The organism is Paraburkholderia diazotrophica (assembly GCF_900108945.1).
Lineage (GTDB): Bacteria > Pseudomonadota > Gammaproteobacteria > Burkholderiales > Burkholderiaceae > Paraburkholderia > Paraburkholderia diazotrophica.
Window position 1 is genome coordinate 452,828 of sequence record NZ_FNYE01000001.1, and the last position, 21,504, is coordinate 474,331.

18 protein-coding genes are annotated in these 21,504 nt (G+C 65.0%); 13 read left to right on the plus strand and 5 right to left on the minus strand.

Annotated features, from left to right (window positions below; all coding sequences use genetic code 11):
• The first annotated feature begins 94 nt into the window (after positions 1-94).
• The 3 genes from bktB to BMW76_RS02175 all read left to right on the plus strand — a co-directional run bounded on the left by bktB (position 95) and on the right by BMW76_RS02175 (position 3,327).
• Positions 95-1,279, plus strand: coding sequence for a beta-ketothiolase BktB (gene bktB, locus BMW76_RS02165; RefSeq protein ID WP_090862194.1), 1,185 nt, complete (start codon positions 95-97; stop codon positions 1,277-1,279).
• Positions 1,280-1,451: 172 nt separating this feature from the next.
• Positions 1,452-2,078 (plus strand): hypothetical protein, encoded by a 627-nt coding sequence (locus BMW76_RS02170; protein ID WP_090862196.1) that lies wholly within the window; start codon positions 1,452-1,454, stop codon positions 2,076-2,078.
• A gap of 61 nt (positions 2,079-2,139) precedes the next feature.
• Positions 2,140-3,327, plus strand: coding sequence for a cystathionine beta-lyase (locus BMW76_RS02175; RefSeq protein ID WP_090862198.1), 1,188 nt, complete (start codon positions 2,140-2,142; stop codon positions 3,325-3,327).
• Between the two features lie 114 nt (positions 3,328-3,441).
• On the opposite strand, the gene serB is transcribed toward BMW76_RS02175, so the two are convergent.
• Positions 3,442-4,281 (minus strand): phosphoserine phosphatase SerB, encoded by an 840-nt coding sequence (gene serB, locus BMW76_RS02180; RefSeq protein WP_090862200.1) that lies wholly within the window; start codon positions 4,279-4,281, stop codon positions 3,442-3,444.
• 211 nt (positions 4,282-4,492) lie between these two features.
• Here serB and BMW76_RS02185 point away from each other — a divergent pair, with 211 nt between their 5' ends.
• From BMW76_RS02185 to BMW76_RS02200, 4 genes are all read left to right on the plus strand, one after another.
• A complete protein-coding gene (locus BMW76_RS02185; RefSeq protein ID WP_090862542.1) occupies positions 4,493-5,728 on the plus strand; it encodes a cytochrome P450 in 1,236 nt (411 codons plus the stop codon).
• 219 nt (positions 5,729-5,947) lie between these two features.
• Positions 5,948-6,946 carry a non-homologous end joining protein Ku gene (gene ku, locus BMW76_RS02190; protein ID WP_090862544.1) on the plus strand — a complete coding sequence of 333 codons (999 nt, stop codon included), beginning with the start codon at positions 5,948-5,950 and terminating at the stop codon, positions 6,944-6,946.
• Positions 6,947-7,024: 78 nt separating this feature from the next.
• Positions 7,025-9,940, plus strand: coding sequence for a DNA ligase D (ligD, locus tag BMW76_RS02195; RefSeq protein WP_090862202.1), 2,916 nt, complete (start codon positions 7,025-7,027; stop codon positions 9,938-9,940).
• Between the two features lie 145 nt (positions 9,941-10,085).
• On the plus strand, positions 10,086-10,424 hold the full coding sequence (locus tag BMW76_RS02200; protein WP_090862203.1) for a hypothetical protein: 339 nt from the start codon (positions 10,086-10,088) through the stop codon (positions 10,422-10,424).
• A 62-nt stretch (positions 10,425-10,486) separates the two neighbouring features.
• On the opposite strand, the gene BMW76_RS02205 is transcribed toward BMW76_RS02200, so the two are convergent.
• Positions 10,487-11,446, minus strand: coding sequence for a LysR family transcriptional regulator (locus BMW76_RS02205; protein ID WP_090862547.1), 960 nt, complete (start codon positions 11,444-11,446; stop codon positions 10,487-10,489).
• A 153-nt stretch (positions 11,447-11,599) separates the two neighbouring features.
• Here BMW76_RS02205 and BMW76_RS02210 point away from each other — a divergent pair, with 153 nt between their 5' ends.
• Entirely contained in the window at positions 11,600-12,616 is a 1,017-nt protein-coding gene (locus BMW76_RS02210) for a zinc-binding alcohol dehydrogenase family protein (RefSeq protein ID WP_090862205.1), read from the plus strand.
• Positions 12,617-12,973: 357 nt separating this feature from the next.
• Complete coding sequence (locus tag BMW76_RS02215) at positions 12,974-13,540, plus strand: DUF6013 family protein (protein WP_090862208.1); 567 nt, start codon at positions 12,974-12,976, stop codon at positions 13,538-13,540.
• 189 nt (positions 13,541-13,729) lie between these two features.
• On the opposite strand, the gene BMW76_RS02220 is transcribed toward BMW76_RS02215, so the two are convergent.
• Together BMW76_RS02220 and BMW76_RS02225 are read right to left on the minus strand one after the other, a co-directional pair.
• Complete coding sequence (locus tag BMW76_RS02220; RefSeq protein ID WP_090862211.1) at positions 13,730-14,536, minus strand: ABC transporter permease; 807 nt, start codon at positions 14,534-14,536, stop codon at positions 13,730-13,732.
• Positions 14,536-15,294, minus strand: coding sequence for an ABC transporter ATP-binding protein (locus BMW76_RS02225; protein ID WP_090862550.1), 759 nt, complete (start codon positions 15,292-15,294; stop codon positions 14,536-14,538). Before BMW76_RS02225 ends, BMW76_RS02220 begins: the two co-directional genes overlap by 1 nt.
• A 105-nt stretch (positions 15,295-15,399) precedes the next feature.
• Between BMW76_RS02225 and BMW76_RS02230 the strand changes: the two genes are divergently transcribed.
• Both BMW76_RS02230 and BMW76_RS42405 read left to right on the plus strand, forming a co-directional pair.
• Positions 15,400-17,952 (plus strand): AsmA family protein, encoded by a 2,553-nt coding sequence (locus BMW76_RS02230; RefSeq protein WP_090862213.1) that lies wholly within the window; start codon positions 15,400-15,402, stop codon positions 17,950-17,952.
• A 15-nt stretch (positions 17,953-17,967) separates the two neighbouring features.
• Positions 17,968-18,102 (plus strand): hypothetical protein, encoded by a 135-nt coding sequence (locus tag BMW76_RS42405; RefSeq protein ID WP_281248478.1) that lies wholly within the window; start codon positions 17,968-17,970, stop codon positions 18,100-18,102.
• Here BMW76_RS42405 and BMW76_RS02235 read toward each other — a convergent pair.
• A complete protein-coding gene (locus BMW76_RS02235) occupies positions 18,099-18,599 on the minus strand; it encodes a hypothetical protein (RefSeq protein WP_087735769.1) in 501 nt (166 codons plus the stop codon). The genes BMW76_RS42405 and BMW76_RS02235 overlap by 4 nt on opposite strands.
• Before the next feature lie 605 nt (positions 18,600-19,204).
• Here BMW76_RS02235 and BMW76_RS02240 point away from each other — a divergent pair.
• Both BMW76_RS02240 and BMW76_RS02245 read left to right on the plus strand, forming a co-directional pair.
• Positions 19,205-20,824 carry a sensor histidine kinase gene (locus BMW76_RS02240; protein WP_090862216.1) on the plus strand — a complete coding sequence of 540 codons (1,620 nt, stop codon included), beginning with the start codon at positions 19,205-19,207 and terminating at the stop codon, positions 20,822-20,824.
• A gap of 179 nt (positions 20,825-21,003) precedes the next feature.
• Positions 21,004-21,495, plus strand: a complete 492-nt coding sequence (locus tag BMW76_RS02245) for a response regulator (RefSeq protein WP_090862552.1) — start codon at positions 21,004-21,006, stop codon at positions 21,493-21,495.
• Positions 21,496-21,504 lie beyond the last annotated feature (9 nt).

Consider the following 21,504-nt stretch of genomic DNA (forward strand, 5'->3'; position numbering starts at 1 on the left):
CCGGCAACCCGGACAGATTCAGCGGGACATCGTCGCGCGTGTTGTCTTCATGAAGCACGCGGCATTCATCTGAGACACGAGAGAGGAGCAAGCGATGCAACGTGAAGTGGTGGTGGTAAGCGGCGTACGGACCGCAATCGGCGATTTCGGCGGCAGCCTGAAGGACTTCGCGCCTACGGAACTGGGCGCGCGTATCGTGCGCGAGGCGCTGTCGCGCGCGAGCGTCGTCGGCGACGAAGTCGGTCACGTCGTGTTCGGCAGCGTGATCCACACGGAGCCGAAGGACATGTATCTCGCGCGCGTCGCGGCGCTGAACGGCGGCGTCGCGCAGCACACGCCCGCGCTGACCGTCAACCGGCTGTGCGGCTCCGGGCTGCAGGCGATCGTGTCCGCGGCGCAGAGCGTGCTGCTCGGCGATGCCGACGTCGCGATCGGCGGCGGCGCGGAAAGCATGAGCCGCGCGCCGTACATGATGCCGGCGGCGCGTTTCGGTCAGCGCATGGGCAACGCGAGCATGATCGATATGATGCTGGGCGCGCTGCACGATCCGTTTCAGCCGATCCATATGGGCGTGACGGCCGAAAACGTCGCGAAGAAATACGACATCACGCGCGAAGCGCAGGACGCGCTCGCGCTGGAGTCGCATCGACGTGCTGCGAAGGCGATCGAAGGCGGCTATTTCAAGGAACAGATTCTCCCGATCACGGTTGCATCGAAGAAGGGCGACACCGTCTTCGACACGGACGAGCACGTCCGCATGAACGCAACCGCCGATGACTTCGCGAAGCTCAAGCCCGTGTTCGCGAAGGAGAACGGCACGGTCACGGCGGGCAACGCGTCGGGCCTCAACGACGCGGCGGCGGCCGTCGTGCTGATGGAGCGCAGCGTCGCCGAGAAGCGCGGCGCAAAACCGCTCGCGCGGCTCGTCGCGTACGCGCATGCGGGCGTCGATCCGAACTACATGGGCATCGGCCCCGTGCCCGCCACGCAGAAGGTGCTGGAGCGCGCGGGCCTGAAGGTCGGCGATCTCGACGTGATCGAGGCGAACGAGGCATTCGCCGCGCAGGCGTGCGCCGTAACACGGGAACTGGGCCTCGACCCCGCGAAGGTGAACCCGAACGGCTCGGGCATTTCGCTCGGACATCCGATCGGCGCGACGGGCGCGCTGATCACGGTGAAGGCGCTGTACGAGTTGCAGCGCATCGGCGGGCGCTACGCGCTCGTGACGATGTGCATCGGCGGCGGCCAGGGCATTGCCGCGATCTTCGAGCGCATCTGACGAAGAAGCGACGCGTGAAAAGGGGACGGCGAAAAATCGCGCCGCCCCTAGCTGAACGAACTTGCGGTATAACCGGTCGAAGCCGGTTCTCGCTGCGCTTGATGTTAAAACATGATGTCAAGGCGTGACGTCGAAGGCGGGACACCAAAGGCCGGTTGAAAGGAAACAACGGATGCAGAAGATGAGGTCGAAACAGAGGGCGTCGTGGCCCGCGATGATCGCTGCCGCGGCATTGGCCGTCACGGTCGCGCTGCCCGCTGCGACGTACGCGCAAAGCGATGCCGTGAAGCAACTCGCGGCGCCGCCGCCGATCCAGTTGCCGTTGAAGCCGAGCCCCGAGTTCGCGAAGTTTCCGCACTATGCGGGGACGCTCGGCAAGCGGCAGATCGTGCTGCGCCTGGGCGCGAAGACAGACGACCCATCCGGCGTGCACGGCGAGTATCAGTTCGCCGATTCGGGCGAGGTGATTCTGATCGCAGGCGATCGCGACGGCGATACGCTCGAAGTCGAAGAGTCGAATGACGGCACGCACATCACGGGCAACTGGGTCGGCAAGTTTGCCGCCGACGGCTCGCTCGAAGGCGAGCGGATGAACGTCGACGATTCCGATCCGCAAGCGTTCTCGCTGCGGCCGCTCGCGGCGGGACAGGCAGCGGCAGGCGTAAGTGCCAAGAGCGCGGCGGCTCAGTTACCCGTTCAGACTCCTTCTCAAATGCAACAGCCCCAGCAACAGCCCGCTCAGGCGCGCAAGGGCGGCCAGCCCGTCAACGGCGTGAGCAATCTGACGACGGGAGAGTAGGCGCGCCGCGCGCATCACTGACGTACTACCTCAAGCACTTCGAATCAAACATCAACTGACCATGACTCAAAAGACTCCGAAGCACGGCTTGCAAACACGCATCGTCCAGCCCGCCGATCAGCTGACGCCCGGTTTCGAATCGTTCTCGGTGCCCGTTGCGCGCGCATCGACGGTGGTTTTTCCGGATCTCGCGGCGATGCGCACGCTCGACTGGCGCAACGACGCGCAGTGGCGCTACGGCCTGCACGCAACGCCGACGTCGATCACGCTCGCGCAGCGCCTCGCCGCGCTCGAAGGCGGCAATCACGCGCTGTTGCAGCCGTCCGGCCTCTCGTCGATTTCGAACGTCTATTTCGGCCTCGTGAAGTCGGGCGACGACGTGCTGATTCCCGACAACGTCTATTCGCCGAACCGTGACCACGCCGAGTGGCTCGCGAAGGACTTCGGCATCAGCGCGCGCTACTACGATCCGCTGATCGGCGCGGGTATCGCCGACCTGATCCAGCCGAACACGAAGCTGATCTGGCTCGAAGCGCCGGGCTCCGTGACGATGGAAGTGTCCGACATTCCCGCGATCACGGCCGTCGCCCGCGCGCGCGGCGTCATCACCGCGATCGACAACACGTGGTCGGCGGGCCTCGCGTTCCGTCCGTTCGATCACGGCGTCGATATTTCGATGCAGGCGCTCACGAAGTACCAGTCCGGCGGCAGCGACGTGCTGATGGGCGCGACGATCACCGTCGACCGCGAATTGCATCTGAAGCTGAAGCTTGCGCGGATGCGCATGGGCATCGGCGTGTCGTCGGACGACTGCTCGCTGATCCTGCGCAGCCTGCCGTCGATGAAAGTGCGCTTCGAGCAGCATGACAAGAGCGCGCTCGAACTCGCGAAGTGGCTGAAGACGCGGCGCGAAATCGCGGCCGTGCTGCATCCGGCGCTGCCCGACTGCCCGGGCCACGCGTTCTACAAGCGCGACTTCACGGGCGCGGGCGGGCTGTTCTCGGTCGTGTTCGACGAGCGCTATACGCCCGCGCAAATCGACACGTTCTGCGAATCGCTCGAACTGTTCTCGCTGGGCTGGAGCTGGGGCGGCGCGCAGAGTCTCGCGATGCCGTACAACGTCGCGTCGATGCGCACCGAGTCGCAGTGGCCGCATCGCGGCACGCTGGTGCGCTTCTATGTCGGCCTTGAAGACGAATCGGACCTGCGCGCGGATATCGAGCGTTGCCTCGCGGCGCTGGCCGCTTGACGGCTGCATTCGCCGCCTGCTTTCGAGTTGAACGCGACGCAAGCAGAAAGGCCCGCTCGGAAACGAGCGGGCCTTTCGCGTTTTCACACCATCCGGCGATGCAAGCGCGCCGGCTCAGAACAGCCGCAGCAGCCCATCGAGTCCGACGTGATTGAACGCGACGCTCGCGGCCTCGCGCACGACGGGCTTCGCGCGGAACGCGACCGACAGGCCCGCGGCCGCCATCATCTTCAGATCGTTCGAGCCGTCGCCCATCGCGATCGCCCGCGACGGTTCGATGCCGAGCTTGTCGCATGCTTCGCGCAGCGTGCGCGCCTTCACATCGGCGTTGACGATTTCTCCGAGCACGCGGCCCGTCAGCTTGCCGTCGACGATCTCCAGCGTATTCGCGCGCGTGAAATCGAGGTTGAGCCGCGCCTGTAGCTTCTCGGTGAAGAACGTGAAGCCGCCCGACACCAGCAGCGTTTTAAGACCCGCCGCCTTCGCGCCCGCCAGCATCCTTTCCGCGCCCGGCGACAGACGCAGACGCTCTTCGTAGACCTTTTCGAGCGCGCTCGCGTCGAGGCCCTTGAGCAGCGCGACGCGGCGCATGAGGCTCTCGTTGAAATCCTTGATCTCGCCGCGCATCGCCGCTTCCGTGATGGCCGCCACTTCGGCCTTCAGGCCGCAGAAATCCGCGATCTCATCGACGCACTCGATCGTGATCAGCGTCGAGTCCATGTCCATTGCCACGAGGCCGAAGTCGGTCAGCCGGCGGCCTGCTTCGACGAACGCGTAGTCGAGCGAATGCGTCGCGCAGTACACGTCGAGGTCGGCGCGCTGCGCGAGGTCGGCGTTGTCGATGCGCACCGCGTGCGGATCGATCACGGTGAGGTTCGAACCGCGCGAGAGCGCGGTCAGCGGCTTGTGGTGTTCGGCGGCAAGAGGCGCGAGGCTTTGGATGACGAGATTCATGTCGACGCGGAAAATAGGCGCGCAACGTGTGGCATGCGCGCGTGAATTGTGCAGCGGGACAGCACGGGAAATCCGGCTATTGTAACGGTTCCGTGGGCGACGGCCGGTCGGCGGGTGGGGCGGCGATGCTCGTGAAGGCGGCATGCTTCATACTGACGACTCGACGCATTCAGCCGCGACGTGCGGCGAAAACAACAACATGGAGACACCGATGACCCCGTTTCACGGAACGGCAACCGATGCCGACATCGCCCGCGATTTCGACTTGCGGCATCTCGATGCGTCGTTTCACGCCGACCCGTATCCCGTCTATCGCGCGCTGCGCACGCATGAGCCCGTCAAGCGCATGCCCGACGGTTCGCTCTTTCTGACGCGCTATCGCGACGTGCAGGCCGTCTATCGAGATCCGAAGACCTTCAGCTCCGACAAGAAAGTCGAGTTCGCGCCCAAGTACGGCGCGACGCCGCTTTTCGAGCATCACACGACGAGCCTCGTGTTCAACGATCCGCCGCTGCACACGCGCGTGCGCAAACTGATCGCAGGCGCATTGACGGCGCGCGCGATCGCCGCGATGGAAGACGGCCTCGTCCGTCTCGTCGATGGCCTGCTCGATCGCGCGGCTGCGCGCGGCGAGATCGATCTGATCAGCGACTTCGCGGCCGCGATTCCCGTCGAAGTGATCGGCAATCTGCTCGACGTGCCGCACGACGAACGCGAGCCGTTGCGCGACTGGTCGCTGGCGATTCTCGGCGCGCTCGAACCGACGCTCACGCCGGCGCAGCACGAACGCGGCAACCGCGCAGTGACGGAGTTCGTCGCGTATCTGAAGCATCTCGTCGCGCGACGCCGCGCGAAGCCCGGCGATCCGCAGCACGACGTGCTTACGCGCCTGATCCAGGGCGAGGCGGGCGGCGAGCAACTGTCCGAAGTCGAGCTGCTGCAAAACTGCATCTTCATTCTCAACGCCGGCCACGAAACGACGACGAATCTGATCGGCAACGGTCTCGTCACATTGAGCGCGTGGACGGCCGAGCGGGATGCGTTGCTGCGCGAGCCGGAGCTGATCGAGAGCGCCGTCGAGGAGTGCCTGCGCTTCGAGAGTTCGAACCAGCTCGGCAACCGGATGACGATGCTCGACACGGAGCTCGGCAGCGTGCGCGTGACGGCGGGGACGCCCGTTACATTGTGCATCGGCGCGGCGAATCGCGATCCCGAGCAGTTTCCCGAGCCCGACCGCTTCGACATCCGGCGCACGCCGAACCGCCATCTCGCGTTCGGCTTCGGCATTCACCAATGCGCGGGACTGTCGCTTGCGCGCCTCGAAGCACGCATCGCGATCGGACGTTTCGTGCGGCGCTTTCCGTCGTACAGAATCAGCGGCGAGCCGACGCGCGGCGGGCGCGTGCGCTTTCGCGGCTACGCAGCAGTGCCGTGCGCCGTCGAGTGAAGCCGTCGCCTGAAGCAGAAGCGAGCTGAAGATTCCAAAGGCCGGCAAGCCGGCAAGCGAGCATCAGGCGCGCATCCGTAGCTTTTGCCGCACACACGCAAGACTTACAGCGCCGCCTGTCGCTGTCGCGGCGATGCGTGGAAGCAGACGCGAGCGGGCTCGCGGAACGGCTGGGCACGCTTGCTGCTTCGCATGAAGTTCAACTTCGGGGAGCGCGCTATGCCTCATATGATCTGGAAGGGCGCGATCAGCTTCGGCCTCGTGCATGTGCCCGTGCAACTTTATCCCGCCACGAGGTCCGAGAAGGTCGGCTTCAATCTGCTCGACAAGCGCACGATCGATCCCATCGGCTATCGGCAGATCAACAAGCGCACGGGGAAGGAAGTGACGCGCGACAACATCGTGCGCGGCTACGAGTACGAGAAGGACCGGTACGTTGTGCTGACCGACGAGGAGATTCGCGCGGCGAACCCCGAGTCGACGCAGACGGTCGACATACTCGCGTTCGTCGAGGCGCCCGACATTTCGTTCCTTTATCTCGACACGCCGTATTACCTCGCGCCCGACCGCAAGGGCGAAAAGGTCTACGCGCTGCTGCGCGACGCGATGAAAGAGTCGGGCAAGATCGGCGTGGCGAGCGTCGTGCTGCATAACAAGCAGCATCTCGCAGCGCTAATTCCCGTCGGGCCCGTGCTTGCGCTCAACACGCTGCGCTGGTCGGAAGAAGTGCGTTCCCTCGACGAATTCAAATTGCCGGACGAAAGCGCGAAAAAGTCGGGCGTGACGACGCGCGAACTCGACATGGCGAAGAAGCTGATCGACGACATGAGCGATACGTGGGACCCGTCCGAGTACAAGGACACGTTTCGCGACGACATCCTCGCGCTCGTCGACAAGAAGGTGCGCGCGGGCAAGATCGAGGAAGTCATGGACATCGAGACGCCGCGCGAAGCGCGGCCATCGGCGGATATTCTCGACCTGTCCGATCTGTTGAAGCGCAGCCTCGGGCGCGGCAAGGGCAAGCCGGCGGCACGCGCCGCGCGCAATACGGAGGACGCCGAACAGGCGCAAGTCGAGGACAGCGACGAAGAGGCGGAAGACGCCGAAAAAGCGTCCAGGAAATCGCGCGCGCCCGCGAAGAAAGCGGCGCGCCACGCGACGGGCAAGGCCGCGCGCAAGAGTACGTCATCGACGGCGCGCAAGCGTCGCGCGGCGTGACACCGCAGTGCGAGGCGAACGCGACGCAAACAACGTATAGCGCAACATACAGCGCCACGTATAGCGCAAACACACATCATGACGGACAAGCTCGAGACCTATCATCGCAAGCGCCGTTTCGACAGGACACCTGAACCGTCGGGGATCGCCGCGCGCGCGACGAGCGCAAAAAGCACGAAGGGCACGGAGAGCACGAAGGGCACGCCGAAAACGAAGCGCGCCGCGAAGATGCCGGCAACGGCGGCCTCGAAGCACGCGCTGTCGTTCGTGATCCAGGAGCATGACGCGCGTCGTCTGCATTACGACTTCCGTCTCGAACTCGACGGCACATTGAAGTCGTGGGCGGTGCCGAAAGGGCCGAGTCTCGATCCGTCGGTGAAGCGGCTCGCCGTTCACGTCGAGGATCATCCCCTCGAATACGGGTCGTTCGAAGGCGACATTCCCGAGGGCAACTACGGCGCGGGCTCGGTGATCGTCTGGGACCGCGGCACATGGGAGCCCGTCGGCGGCGAAACGGGTGCGCGCGATGCGTATGCCGCGGGCAAGCTCAAGTTCCATCTGGACGGCGAGAAGCTGCACGGCGGCTGGACGCTCGTGCGCAGCCACATGCAAGGCAGCGGCGGCAAGGAGCAGTGGCTGCTTATCAAGGAATGCGACGACGAAGCGCGCAGCGAAGCCGAATTCGACGTGCTCGAAGCGATGCAGGGCAGCGTGATATCCGACGCGCCGGGCGCGCGCGGCGGTGCCGACGGTAGCGACAGGTCCGCTGCCGGCAAGTGGAAAACCAGGGCACAACGCGCGAACGTATCGACGAGGCCAGCGAAGGCAGCCACGCCGCGCAGAGCAAAGGGCACGGCCGACGGGCATCCCGACATCGTCGCGACGCGCAGTGCGGAGTCGTTGCGCGAGCTGGCCGGACATCCGTCGATCGAAGGCGCCGTCGAGGCGAAGATGCCCGCGACGCTCAAGCCGCAACTCGCGACGCTGGTCGATACCGCGCCCGCCGGCGACGACTGGGTCTATGAGATCAAGTTCGACGGCTATCGGGCGCTCGCCCGTATCGATCATCACGCGAAAGAGCCCGTGAAAGTCTTCACGCGCGCGGGCAACGACTGGACCGCGAAGTTTCGCAAGCAGGCGCAGGCGCTCGCGCGCATCGGGCTCGACTGCGCATGGCTCGACGGCGAGGCCGTGGTGCTCGACAGCAATGGCGTCCCGAGCTTTCAGCTGCTGCAAAACGCCTTCGACGCAAACCGGCCGCAGGACATTACGCTCTATCTGTTCGATCTGCCGTATCTGAACGGCTACGATCTGCGCGGCGTGCCGCTCGTGCAACGGCGCGCGATTCTGCACGCGCTGATGGAAACCGTCGACGACGATACGCTGCGTTTCTCCGACGACTTCGGCTACGACGCCGGCGAACTGCTGAAGAGCGCATGTGCGATGCACCTCGAAGGGATCATCGGCAAGCGGCGCGACGGTCACTACACGTCGGGCCGCACGCCGTCGTGGATCAAGCTCAAGTGCCGGCGGCGCCAGGAGTTCGTGATCGGCGGCTATACGGAACCGACGGGCAGCCGCGAGGCGTTCGGCGCGCTGCTGCTCGGCGTGTACGACACGAAGGGCAAGCTGCAATACGCGGGACGCGTCGGCACGGGCTTCAACGCGGCCTTGCTGCGCTCGGTGAAGCAGCAACTCGATGCGCGCGAAACGGCGAAGATGCCGTTCGCGAGCGAGCCGCGCGAACGCAGCCGCACGCCCGTGCATTGGGTGAAGCCCGAACTCGTCGCCGAATGCAATTTCGCGGAATGGACGGGCGACGGCATCGTGCGGCAGGCGTCGTTCGTCAGCTTGCGCAGCGACAAGCCTGCGAAGCAGATCGTTCACGAAACGCCGCAAAAGGGAGCCGACGTGGAGCACACGAACGAAGAGCGGGACGCGGGCAACGTGAAGACGTCAACGGCGAAAACGTCAACGGCGAAAACGTCAACGGCGAAAACGTCGACGTCAAAAGCATCGACATCGAAAACATCGACGGCGAAGAAGGTGGAAGCGCAAGCCCCAAGCGCAACGACGACGAAGCGCTCGGGCGCAACGACGACAGTCGCGGGCGTGCGCATCTCGCACCCCGAGCGCGTGATCGACAAGAGCACCGGCGTGCGCAAGATCGAGCTGGTCGAACACTACGAGTCGGTTGCATCGTGGATGCTGCCGCACCTGAAGGACCGGCCCGTCGCGCTCGTGCGCGCACCCGAGGATATCGGCGGCGAACTGTTCTTCCAGAAGCACAGCCAGAAGCTGTCGATTCCGAACATCACGCAGCATCCGGGGCTGGACCCGGATCATCCGCCGCTGCTGACGATCGAGAGCGAGGCGGCGCTCGTCGGCGCGGCGCAGATGGGCACGATCGAGCTGCATACGTGGAACGCGGTCGCCGCCAACATCGAAAAGCCCGACCGCATGGTGTTCGATCTCGATCCGGACCCGGCGCTCGGCTGGAAGCGGATGATCGAGGCGGCGCAGCTCACGCACGAACTGCTCGAAGAGCTGGGCCTCGCGTCGTTCTGCAAGACGAGCGGCGGCAAGGGGCTGCATGTCGTCGTGCCGATCGCGAAGCAGCTCGGCTGGGACGACGTCAAGGCGTTTTCGCAAGCCGTTGCGCAGCACATGGCGAATGCGCTGCCGAAGCACTTCGCCGCGAAGATGGGCGCGCAGAATCGCAAGGGCAAGATCTTCGTCGACTATCTGCGCAACAACCGCGGGTCGAGCACCGTGTGCGCGTATTCATTGCGCGCGCGTCCGGGGCTGGGCGTATCGGTGCCGCTTGCGTGGGACGAAGTGTCCGATACGACGGCAGGCGATCAGTGGAATATCGCCAACGTGCATGAACGCCTCGACGCGTTGAAGAGCGATCCGTGGGCTGCCTACGCGAAGACGAAGCAGCGCATCACCGCGGAGATGCGGCGCAGGCTCGATACAGCGGAGCATGAATGAGCGCTGCGTTTTCGAGCGATTTCATCGCAGAGAATGACCTCATCGCAGTGAACGACCTCATCGCAGCGAACGACAGCGACGCGCGCAATGTGCTCATGCACGCGCATGCACGAAGAGGCACCGCACCTGAATCATGGAGAGCATCATGAAGACATCGCAGCAACACGCGACAGGCGACGATCATCAACGGCAGTCGGAGCGCCCGGAGGGCAACGACAATTCGAACGTGCCGAATCGTCCGTTCGAGGAGAAGGCCGCGCCATTGCCGCATGAGAACGATCAGAGCGCCGGATCGCAGGAAGAGCATGAGCCGCGCGACGTCGGCAAGCAGGCGCATAGCGATCTTGAACACGGTCTCGAAGACACGGACCTGCGCGGCGGCGGCGACTATCAGGCGCGCACGCAGAACGACGCGCACGCGAACAAAAATTCGGCGACGCGAGGCAAGCAGGACAAGTCCGCGACGCCAACCAGGCGCCGTTGATCGAACGGCATGCGATGCGCGCGCCGTGGCGTGACATCAGCGCCGCATCGCTTCGCTTCACTTCACTGAGGATCGGCATCCCAGTACGGCGGATCGCCGAAATGCGCGGCGAGAAAATCGATGAACGCGACGGTCTTCGGCGGCACGAACGCGCGCGACGGATACACCGCCCAGATCGCGACCGTCTCCGCGAGCGGATACGTGTCGAGCACCGTCACCAGTTGGCCGCTGCGCAGATACGGCGCGACGTCCCACGTCGATTTCAGCGCGATGCCGAAGTCTGCCAGCAGCGCATCGCGGATCACTTCGCCGTTGTCGGTCGCGAGCCGGCCGCCGACGCGCACGGTCAGCGGGCCCGTCGGCGTGACGAACGACCAGTCGCGCTGACCGGAGAGGATCACGCATTCGTGCTGCGCGAGATCGGACGGATGGCGCGGCGTGCCGTGTTCGGCGAGATACGACGGCGCGCAGCAGATCACGCGCCGGTTCATCGCGAGGCGCCGCGCGACCAGCGACGAATCCTTCAGCGCGCCCAGACGGATGCCGACATCGACGCCCGCATCGACGAGATCGACGATGGTGTCCGTGAGCCGCAAGTCGACGCTCACGCCCGGATAGCGGCGCAAGAACTGCGCGATGACGGGCGACACGTGCTGCCGGCCGAACGACGACGGCATCGACACGCGCAGCCGTCCCTGCGGCTCGGCCTGCCCACGGCCCACCGACGCGCGCGCGGCCGAGGCCGCGTCGAGCAGCGCCTCGGCGCGCGCCATGAAGACTTCGCCGTCCTGCGTGAGGCTGACGCGGCGCGTCGTCCGGTGCAAGAGGCGCGCGCCCAGCAGCCGCTCGAGACTCGCGATGCGCGCGCTCGCGACGGCGGGCGACAGTCCGAACTCGCGTCCCGCCGCTGACACGTTCGCGAGCAGCGCGGCGCGCACGAAGAGCGCGACGTCGAGCAGATCGAGCCGGTGGCGCTCGTCGGCGGAAGATGCAACAGGCAACGCGGCAGGGTTCGGCTTCATCGATTCTTCGGAAAATCCATAAAATGTTTCAGTCATTGCGCTGGTTTTCAGAGGGTAAAGAATTTTCTACGATTCGGTCAATGCGAGCGGCGCCCCGCGCATGCCGCCGAAGCTCAATCCCATCAAAGACTTCACACGAATCAAGGAGCCGTCATGAAAGCCGTAGGCCTTACCCGTTACTTGCCCATCGACAATCCAGAGTCGCTCGTCGATATTGAAATCGACAAGCCGCAGCCGACGGGGCACGACATCCTCGTGAAGATCGAAGCGATTTCCGTGAACCCGGTCGACTACAAGGTGCGCGCGCCGAAGGACACCGTCGAGAAGGCGCCGCGCGTGCTCGGCTGGGACGCCGCGGGCGTCGTCGAGGCCGTCGGCCCGGACGTGACGCTGTTCAAGGCGGGGGACGCCGTGTTCTACGCGGGCAGCATCACGCGGCCGGGCGCGAACAGCGAGTTCCATCTCGTCGACGAGCGCATCGTTGGACGCAAGCCCGCGTCGCTCGATTTCACGCAGGCGGCCGCGTTGCCGCTCACGGCGATCACTGCGTGGGAGGCGCTGTTCGATCGCCTCGGCGTGTCGCCGCAGGGCGCGGACGCGGGCAAGTCGGTGCTGATCATCGGCGGCGCGGGCGGCGTCGGCTCGATCGGCATTCAGCTCGCGAAGCAGTTGGCGAAGCTCACCGTGATCGCGACGGCGTCGCGCCCCGAATCGGCGAAATGGGCGAGCGGGCTCGGCGCGGATGATATCGTCGACCACTTCGGCGACATGCCCGCGCAGCTGAAGCAACTCGGCTTCGAGCAGGTCGATTACGTGCTGATGTTCAACGACACCGACCGCCACTTTCCGGCCGCCGCTGCCGTCATCAAGCCGCAGGGCGGCATCGCGACGATCGTCGAGAACGCGAAGCCCGTGCCCATCGAGTTGCTGAAGGCGAAGAGCGCCGCGTTTCACTGGGAGTTCATGTTCACGCGCTCGATGTTCGGCACGCCGGACATGATCGAGCAGCACAAGCTGCTGACGGAAGTCGCGCGCCTGATCGACGCGGGCACGCTGCGCACGACGGTCGGCGAAAACCTCGGCAAGATCAACGCGGAGAATTTGCGCCGCGCGCACAAGCTGCTTGAGGAAGGGCGCGCGATCGGCAAGCTGGTGCTGAGCGGCTTCTGATGCCGCGCGCCTGACGTCGTTGTCACAATGCCGCTGCAAGTGAAGGGCGCATGAACCGTCATGCGCCCTTCATCCGCTGGACAGGCACCAGAGATGTCCAGCCATTCATCCGACGTCCCGATGCCGGATCGAATCCCTGCGCACCGTGAGCGTCAAATGGACAGATCACGGACAGATCACGGACGGATTGCGCACGCAAAAACGCGCGGTTGCGCAAGCGGGGTAATACCCGATCACAGCAAAGCCCGCGCCCGTCCGCTTGGCGTTAGACTGCTTCTGCATCATGCAAACCTGCCGCGCGCCTTCGACGCGCCCGCAACGCATGGCCGCGTGGCAGCACAACAACGAGGTGACAGTATGAGCATCAGCGTCAAACTTCCCGCCGTTTCTGTTGTGACTTCTCTCGCATGCGCGGCTTTCGTGCTTGCCGCGATGCCGGCGCCCGCGCGCGCGGCGACGCCGATCACCGTGACGTCGCAGGCGCCCACGGACGGTCCCATCCGCTATACCGTCAAGGTGACGTCGAAGCAGTTCGGCAACTCGCAGGAAACGCGCACGATCCGCTCCGGGGAATCCGACGACTTCACGTGGAAAACGGTGCCGCCCGGCGGCCCCGTCGCTGCCGATGGCGACTGTCCCAACATGTCGTCGCTGCCCGTCGATACGAACGGCGCGATGATCCGCCAGACGCAGATCCGCTTCGCGCCCGTCGTCGCGAAGGACGGCACCGCGACCGTGCAGATGAACTTCCAGGCGCAGACGCCGAAGGGCACGAAGACGGTAACGAACAACGGCAAGTCGCTCAAGTGTCCGAACTACACGAGCGTGAGCCAGGTATTGCGCTTCACGATGCCGACCAACGGCAGCACGAAGACATTGACGCTGAGCGACGGCTCTCAGGTGTCGGTCACGGCGAAGCGTTAGCGTAGAAGCGGCATCAGCGGCATCAGCGGCATCAGCGGCATCAGCGGCATCAGCGGCATCAGCGATCTGACCGTTCGCGCGCCGCATCGATCGCATGCGTTGAACGATTGCATGCGGCGTGCACGTATCGACGATCATCGTCTCGCGACGGCCCGCGCGCACGACCGCGCGCGCTGGCCCGGCTGACGTCTAGCTTCGCCCCGAAGCGCGCTCGACGAGCCGCGATGCGAGAAAGCGGTGCTCCGGCGAAAAGAGCCGCCGATAGGTGAGCAGCACCGCGCCCACCGTGCCGAGCGCCGACGCCGCCGCGATCAGGAACATGATCACGATCTGATAGCGCACGGCCTGCAACGGCGATTGCCCTGCAAGCACCTGGCCCGTCATCATCCCCGGCAGGCTCACGACGCCGACCACGGCCATCGCATTGAGCGTCGGGATCATGCCCGCGCGCACGGCCTGGCGCGCCGGTCCTTGCGCCGCTTCCCAGCGCGTCGCGCCGAGCGCGAGCGCCATGTCGACGCGGTCTCGGCGCGCCGTCAGTTCTTCCGTCATCCGTTCGATGCCGAGCGATACGCCCGTCAGCGTGTTGCCGAGAATCATCCCGAGAATCGGTATCGCGTATTGCGGCTCGTACCACGGGCGAATGCGGATCACCGCGAACAGGCCGATCGCCGCGACGAGCCATGCGCTTGCCCAGATCGACGCGATGCTGTCGGCGCGCTGCCCGGCATAGGTGCGCGAGCCGCGTCCCGCGCCCGCGAAGCCCGCGATCAGCGTCATCACGATCATCAGCGGCAACACGACGTACCAGCGGTCGTACGCGAACACCCATGCGAGCACGTAGCCGATCGCGAGCAACTGGGCGACGGTGCGCACGGCGGCCCACGCGAGCTTGCGTTCGAGATCGAGCTTCAGCGCCACCGACACCGCGCCATTCACAACGATCAAAAGCGCCGCGAGCCCGACGTCCCACAGACTGAGGTTTTGCAGCGTCATCACTTGATCCCCGTTGTGGTGTCGGCGGACGCGTTCACGTGAGTGGCCGCTTGCGCATCGGATTGCGCTTCGCCGAGCACGCCTGCGCGCATCGTCAGATGGCGGTTGCTCACGCGCGCGGCCTGCGCGAGATCATGCGATACCCATAGCCACGCGCGCGCATCCGGCGCAGCGTCGAACCATCCGCGCAGCAGCGCTTCGATCGCGCGCGCCGATTCGGGGTCGAGCGATGCCGTCGGTTCGTCGAGCAGCAGCACATCGGGCGCGAGTTGCAGCACGCGGATCAGCGCGGCGATCTGCGCTTCGCCGCCCGACAGCTCGCTTGCGCGACGGTCGAGGAAATCGTTCGCGCGCCCGGCCTGCGATGCGAGCTTGGCGGCCTGCTGGCGATCGAAGCGCACGTCGCGATAGACGTGCAGCGTGTACGGATAGCGCAAATTGTCTTCGACACTGCCGTCGAGCAACGCGGGTCGTTGCCGGATATACGCGACATGCCGCCGGTAGCGCGGAATCGCCGCGCGCGCGATGCGCTTGCCTCGCCACAGCACGTCGCCGCCGTCGAGCGGATCGAGCAGCGCAAGCGCGCGCATGAACACGCTTTTGCCCGAGCCCGATGGGCCCGTGATCGAGATGCGCGCGCCGGCATCGATGGCGACGCTCGTCGCATGCAACAGCGTCTCACCGCGCGTCGCGTCGCGCCGCACGATGTTGTTCGCATGGACGAGCGGTGCGTCCGTGGGGTAGGTGTTGTGGGGCATGGGCAAATGGAAGCTGTCGCAGCGCATCATCATAGCGGGCGCGTGGGGCGGGCACATCTCATGCTGCGCTGACTATCGATGGTCGTATTCCCCCACGGAGCCCTCATGGCTGCGCTGCACCCGACTGGATTATCCATCGGCAAAACGATAGGCAAGATCCTCGCGTGGCTCATCGCCGTGCTGATCATTCTGATCGCCGCGCTCGCGGTATTCATCCTCACATTCGACTGGAATCGCGCGCGTCCGTATGTCAACGACAAGGTGAGCGAAGCCATCGGCCGGCCGTTCGCGATCGAGGGCGATCTGAAGGTCGGGTGGCGGCATCCCGTCGGCGAAAACGGCTGGCGCGCATGGGTGCCCTGGCCGCGCTTTTCCGCGCAGAACATCACAGTCGCCAATCCCGACTGGACGAAGCAACAGCACTTCGCGACGCTCGACGAAATCGACTTCCAGGTGAAGGTGCTGCCGCTGCTCACACACGACATCGTGATCCCGGCGATCAATCTCGTGAATCCGTCCGTCGATCTCGAACGGCTCGTCGATGGACGCAACAACTGGACCTTCAAGCTGAAGTCGGCGGGGCCGTCGGAATGGAAGCTCGATCTGCACGACATCCAGTTGAACAAAGGCAACATCGCGTTCAACGATCAGCAGAAGAAGATCGACATGCAAGCCGTCGTCGATACGCTCGGCCAGCCGATTCCGATCGGCGAAGCGCTCAGGCAGCAGGAGCAGGCGTCACGCAACGCTTCAGCAGACGTGGTCGGCAAGCAGGGCGCAAAACGGCTCAATGCGCAGGTGCAGCAGAGGGCCGCTTCGGAGGCGGCTGCTGCGTCCGCTGCATCGGCCGCGCCTGGCGCGCCTGCCTTGCCGGGTGCATCGGGTGCATCGGCTGTACCAGGCGCTTCGGCGTCTGCCGCGCCCGCGGGCGTGGGCGCATCGAGTCTCGCGAGCGCGAGCGCCAGCGCGGGTGGCTCGACGGCCATCGCAGCATCGGGCAGCGCGCCCGCCAGCGCAACGGGCACGGCCGTCGCGCAACATCCAACCGCGCCGCAATATGGAATCGGCTGGACCGTGAAGGGCACGTACAACCGCTCGCCCGTATCGGGCAGCGGCAAGTTCGGCGGCGTGCTCGCGTTGCAGGACGCGTCGCGCCCGTTCCCGGTGCAGGCCGATGTGAAGGCAGGCGACTTGCGCATCGCGATGGTCGGCACCGTTACCGATCCCGCGCATCTTGCCGCTGTCGATCTGCGTCTGTGGCTGCAAGGCACGAGTCTCGACCATCTGTATCAGCTGACGGGCATCACGCTGCCCGAGACGCCGCCCTATGCAACGGAAGGCCATCTGATCGGTAACTTCAAGCAGGGCGGCAGCGTGTTCAGGTATGAAAATTTTACAGGCCGTGTCGGCGGCAGCGATGTGAGCGGCACGGTCGTCTACACGCAGCGCGAAACACGTCCGCTGCTTCAGGGCACGCTCGTGTCGAACCTGCTCCAGTTCAAGGATCTCGCGCCCGTCATCGGCGCGGACACCAACGCGAGCAAGAAGAAGCGCGGCGAGACGGCACGCCAGCCTTCGAACAAGGCGCTGCCGACCGAAGAGTTCAAGACCGACCGCTGGAAGGCCATCGATGCCGATGTCAGATTCACGGGCCGACGCATCGTCAAGGACCCGGCGCTGCCCATCACCGATCTCGACACGCACGTCGTGATGACGGACGGCGTGCTGTCGCTGGAGCCGCTGAAGTTCGGCGTGGCGGGCGGCTCGCTTGCGTCGAACATTCATCTCGACGGCAGCGGGACGCCGCTCAAGGGCCGCTTCTCGACGGAAGCGCGCCACCTGAAGCTCAAGCAGTTGCTGCCGACCGTGAAGACGATGCAGAACGCGCTCGGCGAAATCAACGGCGATGCCGCGTTGTCGGCGACGGGCAATTCGCCGGCGGCACTCGCGGGCACGTCGAACGGCGAAGTGAAGCTGCTCGTCACCGACGGCACGATCAGCCGCCTGCTGATGGAAGCCGCAGGATTGAACGTTGCGAACGTGGTCTATGAAAAGCTCTTCGGCAACCGCGACGTGCAGATCAATTGCGCAGCCGGCGATTTCGTCGTGACGAATGGCGTGCTCGATTCGCGCGTGTTCGCGCTCGATACGCAGGACGCGGTGATCAATATCGACGGCACGGTGAGCATGAAGGACGAGTCGATGGACCTCGGCGTGCATCCGCACACGAAGGGCTTTCGCGTCTTTACACTGCGCTCGCCGCTGTACGTGAAGGGCACGTTCAAGAACCCGAGCGTGGGCGTGAACGCGGCGGCGCTCGCACTGCGCGGCGGCGCAATGGTCGGCCTCGGCCTGATCAATCCGTTTGCCGCGTTGATTCCGCTGATCGCGCCGAGCAACAACAAGCCGCTGCCGTGTCATCAATTGCTGACGGCGCTGCAGGCGCAGCCCCCGACCGCGCCGTCGCCGGGACAGCGCGAAAAAGCGAAGGGTCCTGTACTCCCGCCGGGCACGCCGGGTGCATCGGCCGTCGAGCCGTCCGCGCCTGCGACATCGGGATCGAAGAAGTCTTCCGGGTCATCGAAGAAGCCCGCTGCGCCCGCTAGCGGCGCGTCGCTGCCGGGGCCCGGCCATGCTGCCGACTACAAGGGAAGTTGAACGTTAGCCGTCGACATGGCGGTGAAACACATCCGCATGTTCGATGCGGCGAAAGCCATTGAGCGCTATGCAATAGAGCAGCAGCGCAGCACGCGAAAACACCACGGCCGCGAATTTCGCGGCCGTGTTTCATGGGTTCTGCAGATCTAGCGCAGCGAACGAGGCGTCGCGTCGCCGGCGGCATCCTGACGCCGCACGCCGCGCCGCGTGCCCGCAGCCGTAGCACGCGTCGCACCAAATTCCGGCAGGATGCGCGCTCGCGCACGGCTCGCGAACACGAGGAAACCGAAACCGTCGGCCTCGTACCAGTAGCCGCCGTTCTCCAGTCCGTCCAGCGGCTGTTCGAGCGCGTTCGCAATGGATTCGATACAGCGGCGGCGCAACTCGGCGACAGCGGGATAGGGCGGCTGCGCGCCGCGCACGCTGCACAGCAGGACGTCGAGTCCTGGCAGCACATGTGCGTAGAGCACCGGCTCGTCTTGCGCGCGAGCGCGCGCAATCTTGGTATCGAGTTGACCGAAGGGCTTGAAGTGCCGCAGCACAGCGAGGAACGACTCGTCGCCGTCCACCTTCGCGCGCCTGCGCTTTTTCGGGAAGGACATAAAAACTCGCCTGAAAAAGAATTGCAAGAAACGCAGCGTCCTCATGCGACCACTCCCGGCTTCGCGCGCCGCACGTCGATCTTTTATAGCATACGAAAATGCCGGATACACGGTGATTCGTCTGTCTCACTCCATCGTCCCGTGCGAACCAGGCCGAATCGCGTCGCCGTGCGCTTTCGCATCCCCTGTGCATCTGGTCTCAATAATAGACTCACCCACGCGCGACGTGTTTCCGGCACCGTAAAAAAAGACATTTTTGTGTGCGCCAGCCCCTTCTGTGCGTACGTTGAAATATCTTTTGTGCCCGTCGATAATGGCCCGGTCCCAGTTGCGGCGCGGCTTCGGACGCAGTGCACGGCGCCATGTCGAATCGATGAGCGGCGCGCATGAGTGAAATCATCAATGGCGCATGGTGCGTGTCGACGTTCCACGCTTCACATGCCGCGATGATGCATGCGTGCGTTTCATGATTCGTGCCGGTTCCGCATGTCAGGACGTGCGTTCGTTGCCGTGTATGTCTGCACGCGCAGTCGCCCGCAAGGCAAGCGCCGTGCTGACAGTTCGATGCGCGAAACGTAGCGCTGCTCGTGCGCCGCGCTCGCTGCTTTCCGCCGTTCTCGATGTTTCCGCCGCCATCGCACGATGCGTAGATGAAACTGTTCACAAAGGGCCTGTTGCTGATCGCATTGCCGAGCGCCGTCGAGCTGGCGCTGCTAGGCGTCGTGTCCGATATGCAGGCACAAACCGCGCAGGCCGTCGAACGCGCGTCGGACAGCAGGCAGATCGTGTATCAGGCTGCATCCCTCGAAAACCCGATGCTGCGGCAAGTGGCTCGCGTGCGTGCGGGCATCGTCACGGACGATCCGTCATTCATGGATCGTCATGCAGCATGGGGCGATCTCGCCGACCGGCTGGCGCGGCTCGAAGAGGCCGTTGCGGACACACCGGAGCAGGCTGCGCGCGTGCGGCAGATGCGCGAAGCGGTCGACAGTTATCGCCAGCAGGCGGTGTCCGTTGCGCAATCGCTGCGCACGGGCGCGACGATGAAGCCCTTCGCGACGCTCGAAGGCGGCGCATTGCCCGCGCAAGCCGTGCGCTTTCGCGACGTGCTGCACGCGTTCGTCGACGAAGCGATGCGGCTCGAAGCCGAACACAATGCCACGCTCGCGCAAACGCGCACGCATCAGCAAATCGCGCTGGTCGGCGCCGTGCTGGGGTCGATGCTGATCTGGGCCGCGACGGCGTTCGCGTTCGCGCGCGGCATCGGCCGGCGGCTGGATGTGCTCGCGTCGAACGCACGACGGCTCGGCGGCGGAATGCCGTTGCCCGCGCCGCTTGCGGGCAACGACGAAATCGCGGCACTCGATGCCGCGCTGCACCGCACGAGCGCGCTGCTGCGTGCCGCCGATCTGAATCAGGCGGCGCTCCAGGCGTCGTTGCAGACGCGCGCGGCGGAACTGGCGAGCGTCAACGAAACATTGCGCCAGGAGACGCAGGACAACGAGATGTTCATCTACAGCGTGTCGCACGATCTGCGTTCGCCGCTCGTGAACATGCAGGGCTTCTCGAAAGAACTGCAGGTTTCGTGCGATGAACTGCGCGCGACGATCCTCGAAGCCCGCCTGCCCGCCGACGAACACAAACGGCTCGCCGATGTGCTCGACGGCGACGTGCAGGAATCGCTGCGCTTCGTGCGCTCGTCGGTGACGCGCGCGGCCGCGATCATCGATGCGCTGCTGCGCATCTCGCGCGCCGGGCGGCTCGAATATCACTGGCAGCGCGTGAGCGTGAGCCGTGCGGTCGCCCGGGCCGTCGATGCGCTGCAAAAGCGGATCGACGAGCGCGAGGCCGTGGTCGTCGTGCGCGAATTGCCGGCGGCATGGGGCGATCCTGCCGCGATCGAGCAGGTGTTCAGCCAGTTGATCGGTAACGCACTCAGTTTTCTCGATCCGGCGCGGCCAGGACATATCGAAGTGGGCGCGCTCGATGTGGCCGACGCCGCGCACGAAAACAGCGCGATCGCGCCGCCGCAAAGAACGCGCACTTACTTTGTGCGCGACAATGGCATGGGCATTCCAGCCGCGTATATGTCGAAAGTATTTCGCGCGTTTCAGCGGCCGCATGGCGATGTCGCGCACGGCGAGGGCGTCGGCCTCGCGTTGGTGCGCCGCATGGTCGAGCGCCATGGCGGGCGCGTGTGGGTCGAATCGGCGGAAGGCGCGGGCTCGACATTCTTCGTCACGCTGCCCGATCAGCCATTGCGGGCCTGATGAATACGTGAATGCGCGCAGCGCGGCATCGCTGCATGGCGCAGTGCAAGAAGTGCGGTGCAAGAAGTCGTAAGCTGAACAACGCATAATGGCGTGCATCGGGTCGTGCTGGTTGACGCGGAATCGGAGAAGGTCGTGACACACGCGCGATGCGCAATGCAGGCGCGCCGGAGGGAACAATGTCACACGGGGAAGCGGTCGGTAAGTCGGTTGGCATCGTGCTGATCGAAGACGATGACGGACACGCGACGCTCGTCGAGCGCAATCTGCGGCGTGCCGGCATATCAAACGGATTCATACGCTTTGCGGACGGCCAGGAGGCGCTCGACTATTTCTTCGGCGAGCGAACGCCTGGCGAGCAAACGAGCGGTCGTCCATCGCGCGGCGATCTCGCCAATTACGTCGTGCTGCTGGACCTTAAGATGCCTCGCGTGGACGGCTTTGAAGTGCTGCGGCGTCTGAAGGACACACCGTCGACGGCGTCGATGCCCGTCATCGTGCTCACGACCACCGACGATCCGCGTGAAATCGAGCGTTGCTACGAATTGGGTTGCAACGTCTACATCACGAAGCCGGTCGAATACGATGCGTTCATCGAAGCCGTGCGGCGGCTCGGCTTCTTCCTGCAGGTCGTAAAGCTGCCGCCGGGACAACGCTACGCGTCTGCATGAATGCACGAA

Excerpts from the sequence above, each read along its gene's own strand:
- BMW76_RS02170 (WP_090862196.1), top strand. The coding sequence starts at position 1,452 with ATGCAGAAGATGAGGTCGAAACAGAGGGCGTCGTGGCCCGCGATGATC.
- BMW76_RS02230 (WP_090862213.1), top strand. The coding sequence starts at position 15,400 with ATGGCTGCGCTGCACCCGACTGGATTATCCATCGGCAAAACGATAGGC.
- serB (WP_090862200.1), bottom strand. The coding sequence starts at position 4,281 with ATGAATCTCGTCATCCAAAGCCTCGCGCCTCTTGCCGCCGAACACCAC.
- ku (WP_090862544.1), top strand. The coding sequence starts at position 5,948 with ATGCCTCATATGATCTGGAAGGGCGCGATCAGCTTCGGCCTCGTGCAT.
- BMW76_RS02240 (WP_090862216.1), top strand. The coding sequence starts at position 19,205 with ATGAAACTGTTCACAAAGGGCCTGTTGCTGATCGCATTGCCGAGCGCC.
- BMW76_RS42405 (WP_281248478.1), top strand. The coding sequence starts at position 17,968 with ATGGCGGTGAAACACATCCGCATGTTCGATGCGGCGAAAGCCATTGAG.
- BMW76_RS02235 (WP_087735769.1), bottom strand. The coding sequence starts at position 18,599 with ATGAGGACGCTGCGTTTCTTGCAATTCTTTTTCAGGCGAGTTTTTATG.
- BMW76_RS02210 (WP_090862205.1), top strand. The coding sequence starts at position 11,600 with ATGAAAGCCGTAGGCCTTACCCGTTACTTGCCCATCGACAATCCAGAG.
- BMW76_RS02200 (WP_090862203.1), top strand. The coding sequence starts at position 10,086 with ATGAAGACATCGCAGCAACACGCGACAGGCGACGATCATCAACGGCAG.
- ligD (WP_090862202.1), top strand. The coding sequence starts at position 7,025 with ATGACGGACAAGCTCGAGACCTATCATCGCAAGCGCCGTTTCGACAGG.
- BMW76_RS02205 (WP_090862547.1), bottom strand. The coding sequence starts at position 11,446 with ATGAAGCCGAACCCTGCCGCGTTGCCTGTTGCATCTTCCGCCGACGAG.
- BMW76_RS02185 (WP_090862542.1), top strand. The coding sequence starts at position 4,493 with ATGACCCCGTTTCACGGAACGGCAACCGATGCCGACATCGCCCGCGAT.
- BMW76_RS02245 (WP_090862552.1), top strand. The coding sequence starts at position 21,004 with ATGTCACACGGGGAAGCGGTCGGTAAGTCGGTTGGCATCGTGCTGATC.
- BMW76_RS02215 (WP_090862208.1), top strand. The coding sequence starts at position 12,974 with ATGAGCATCAGCGTCAAACTTCCCGCCGTTTCTGTTGTGACTTCTCTC.
- BMW76_RS02225 (WP_090862550.1), bottom strand. The coding sequence starts at position 15,294 with ATGCCCCACAACACCTACCCCACGGACGCACCGCTCGTCCATGCGAAC.
- BMW76_RS02175 (WP_090862198.1), top strand. The coding sequence starts at position 2,140 with ATGACTCAAAAGACTCCGAAGCACGGCTTGCAAACACGCATCGTCCAG.
- bktB (WP_090862194.1), top strand. The coding sequence starts at position 95 with ATGCAACGTGAAGTGGTGGTGGTAAGCGGCGTACGGACCGCAATCGGC.
- BMW76_RS02220 (WP_090862211.1), bottom strand. The coding sequence starts at position 14,536 with ATGACGCTGCAAAACCTCAGTCTGTGGGACGTCGGGCTCGCGGCGCTT.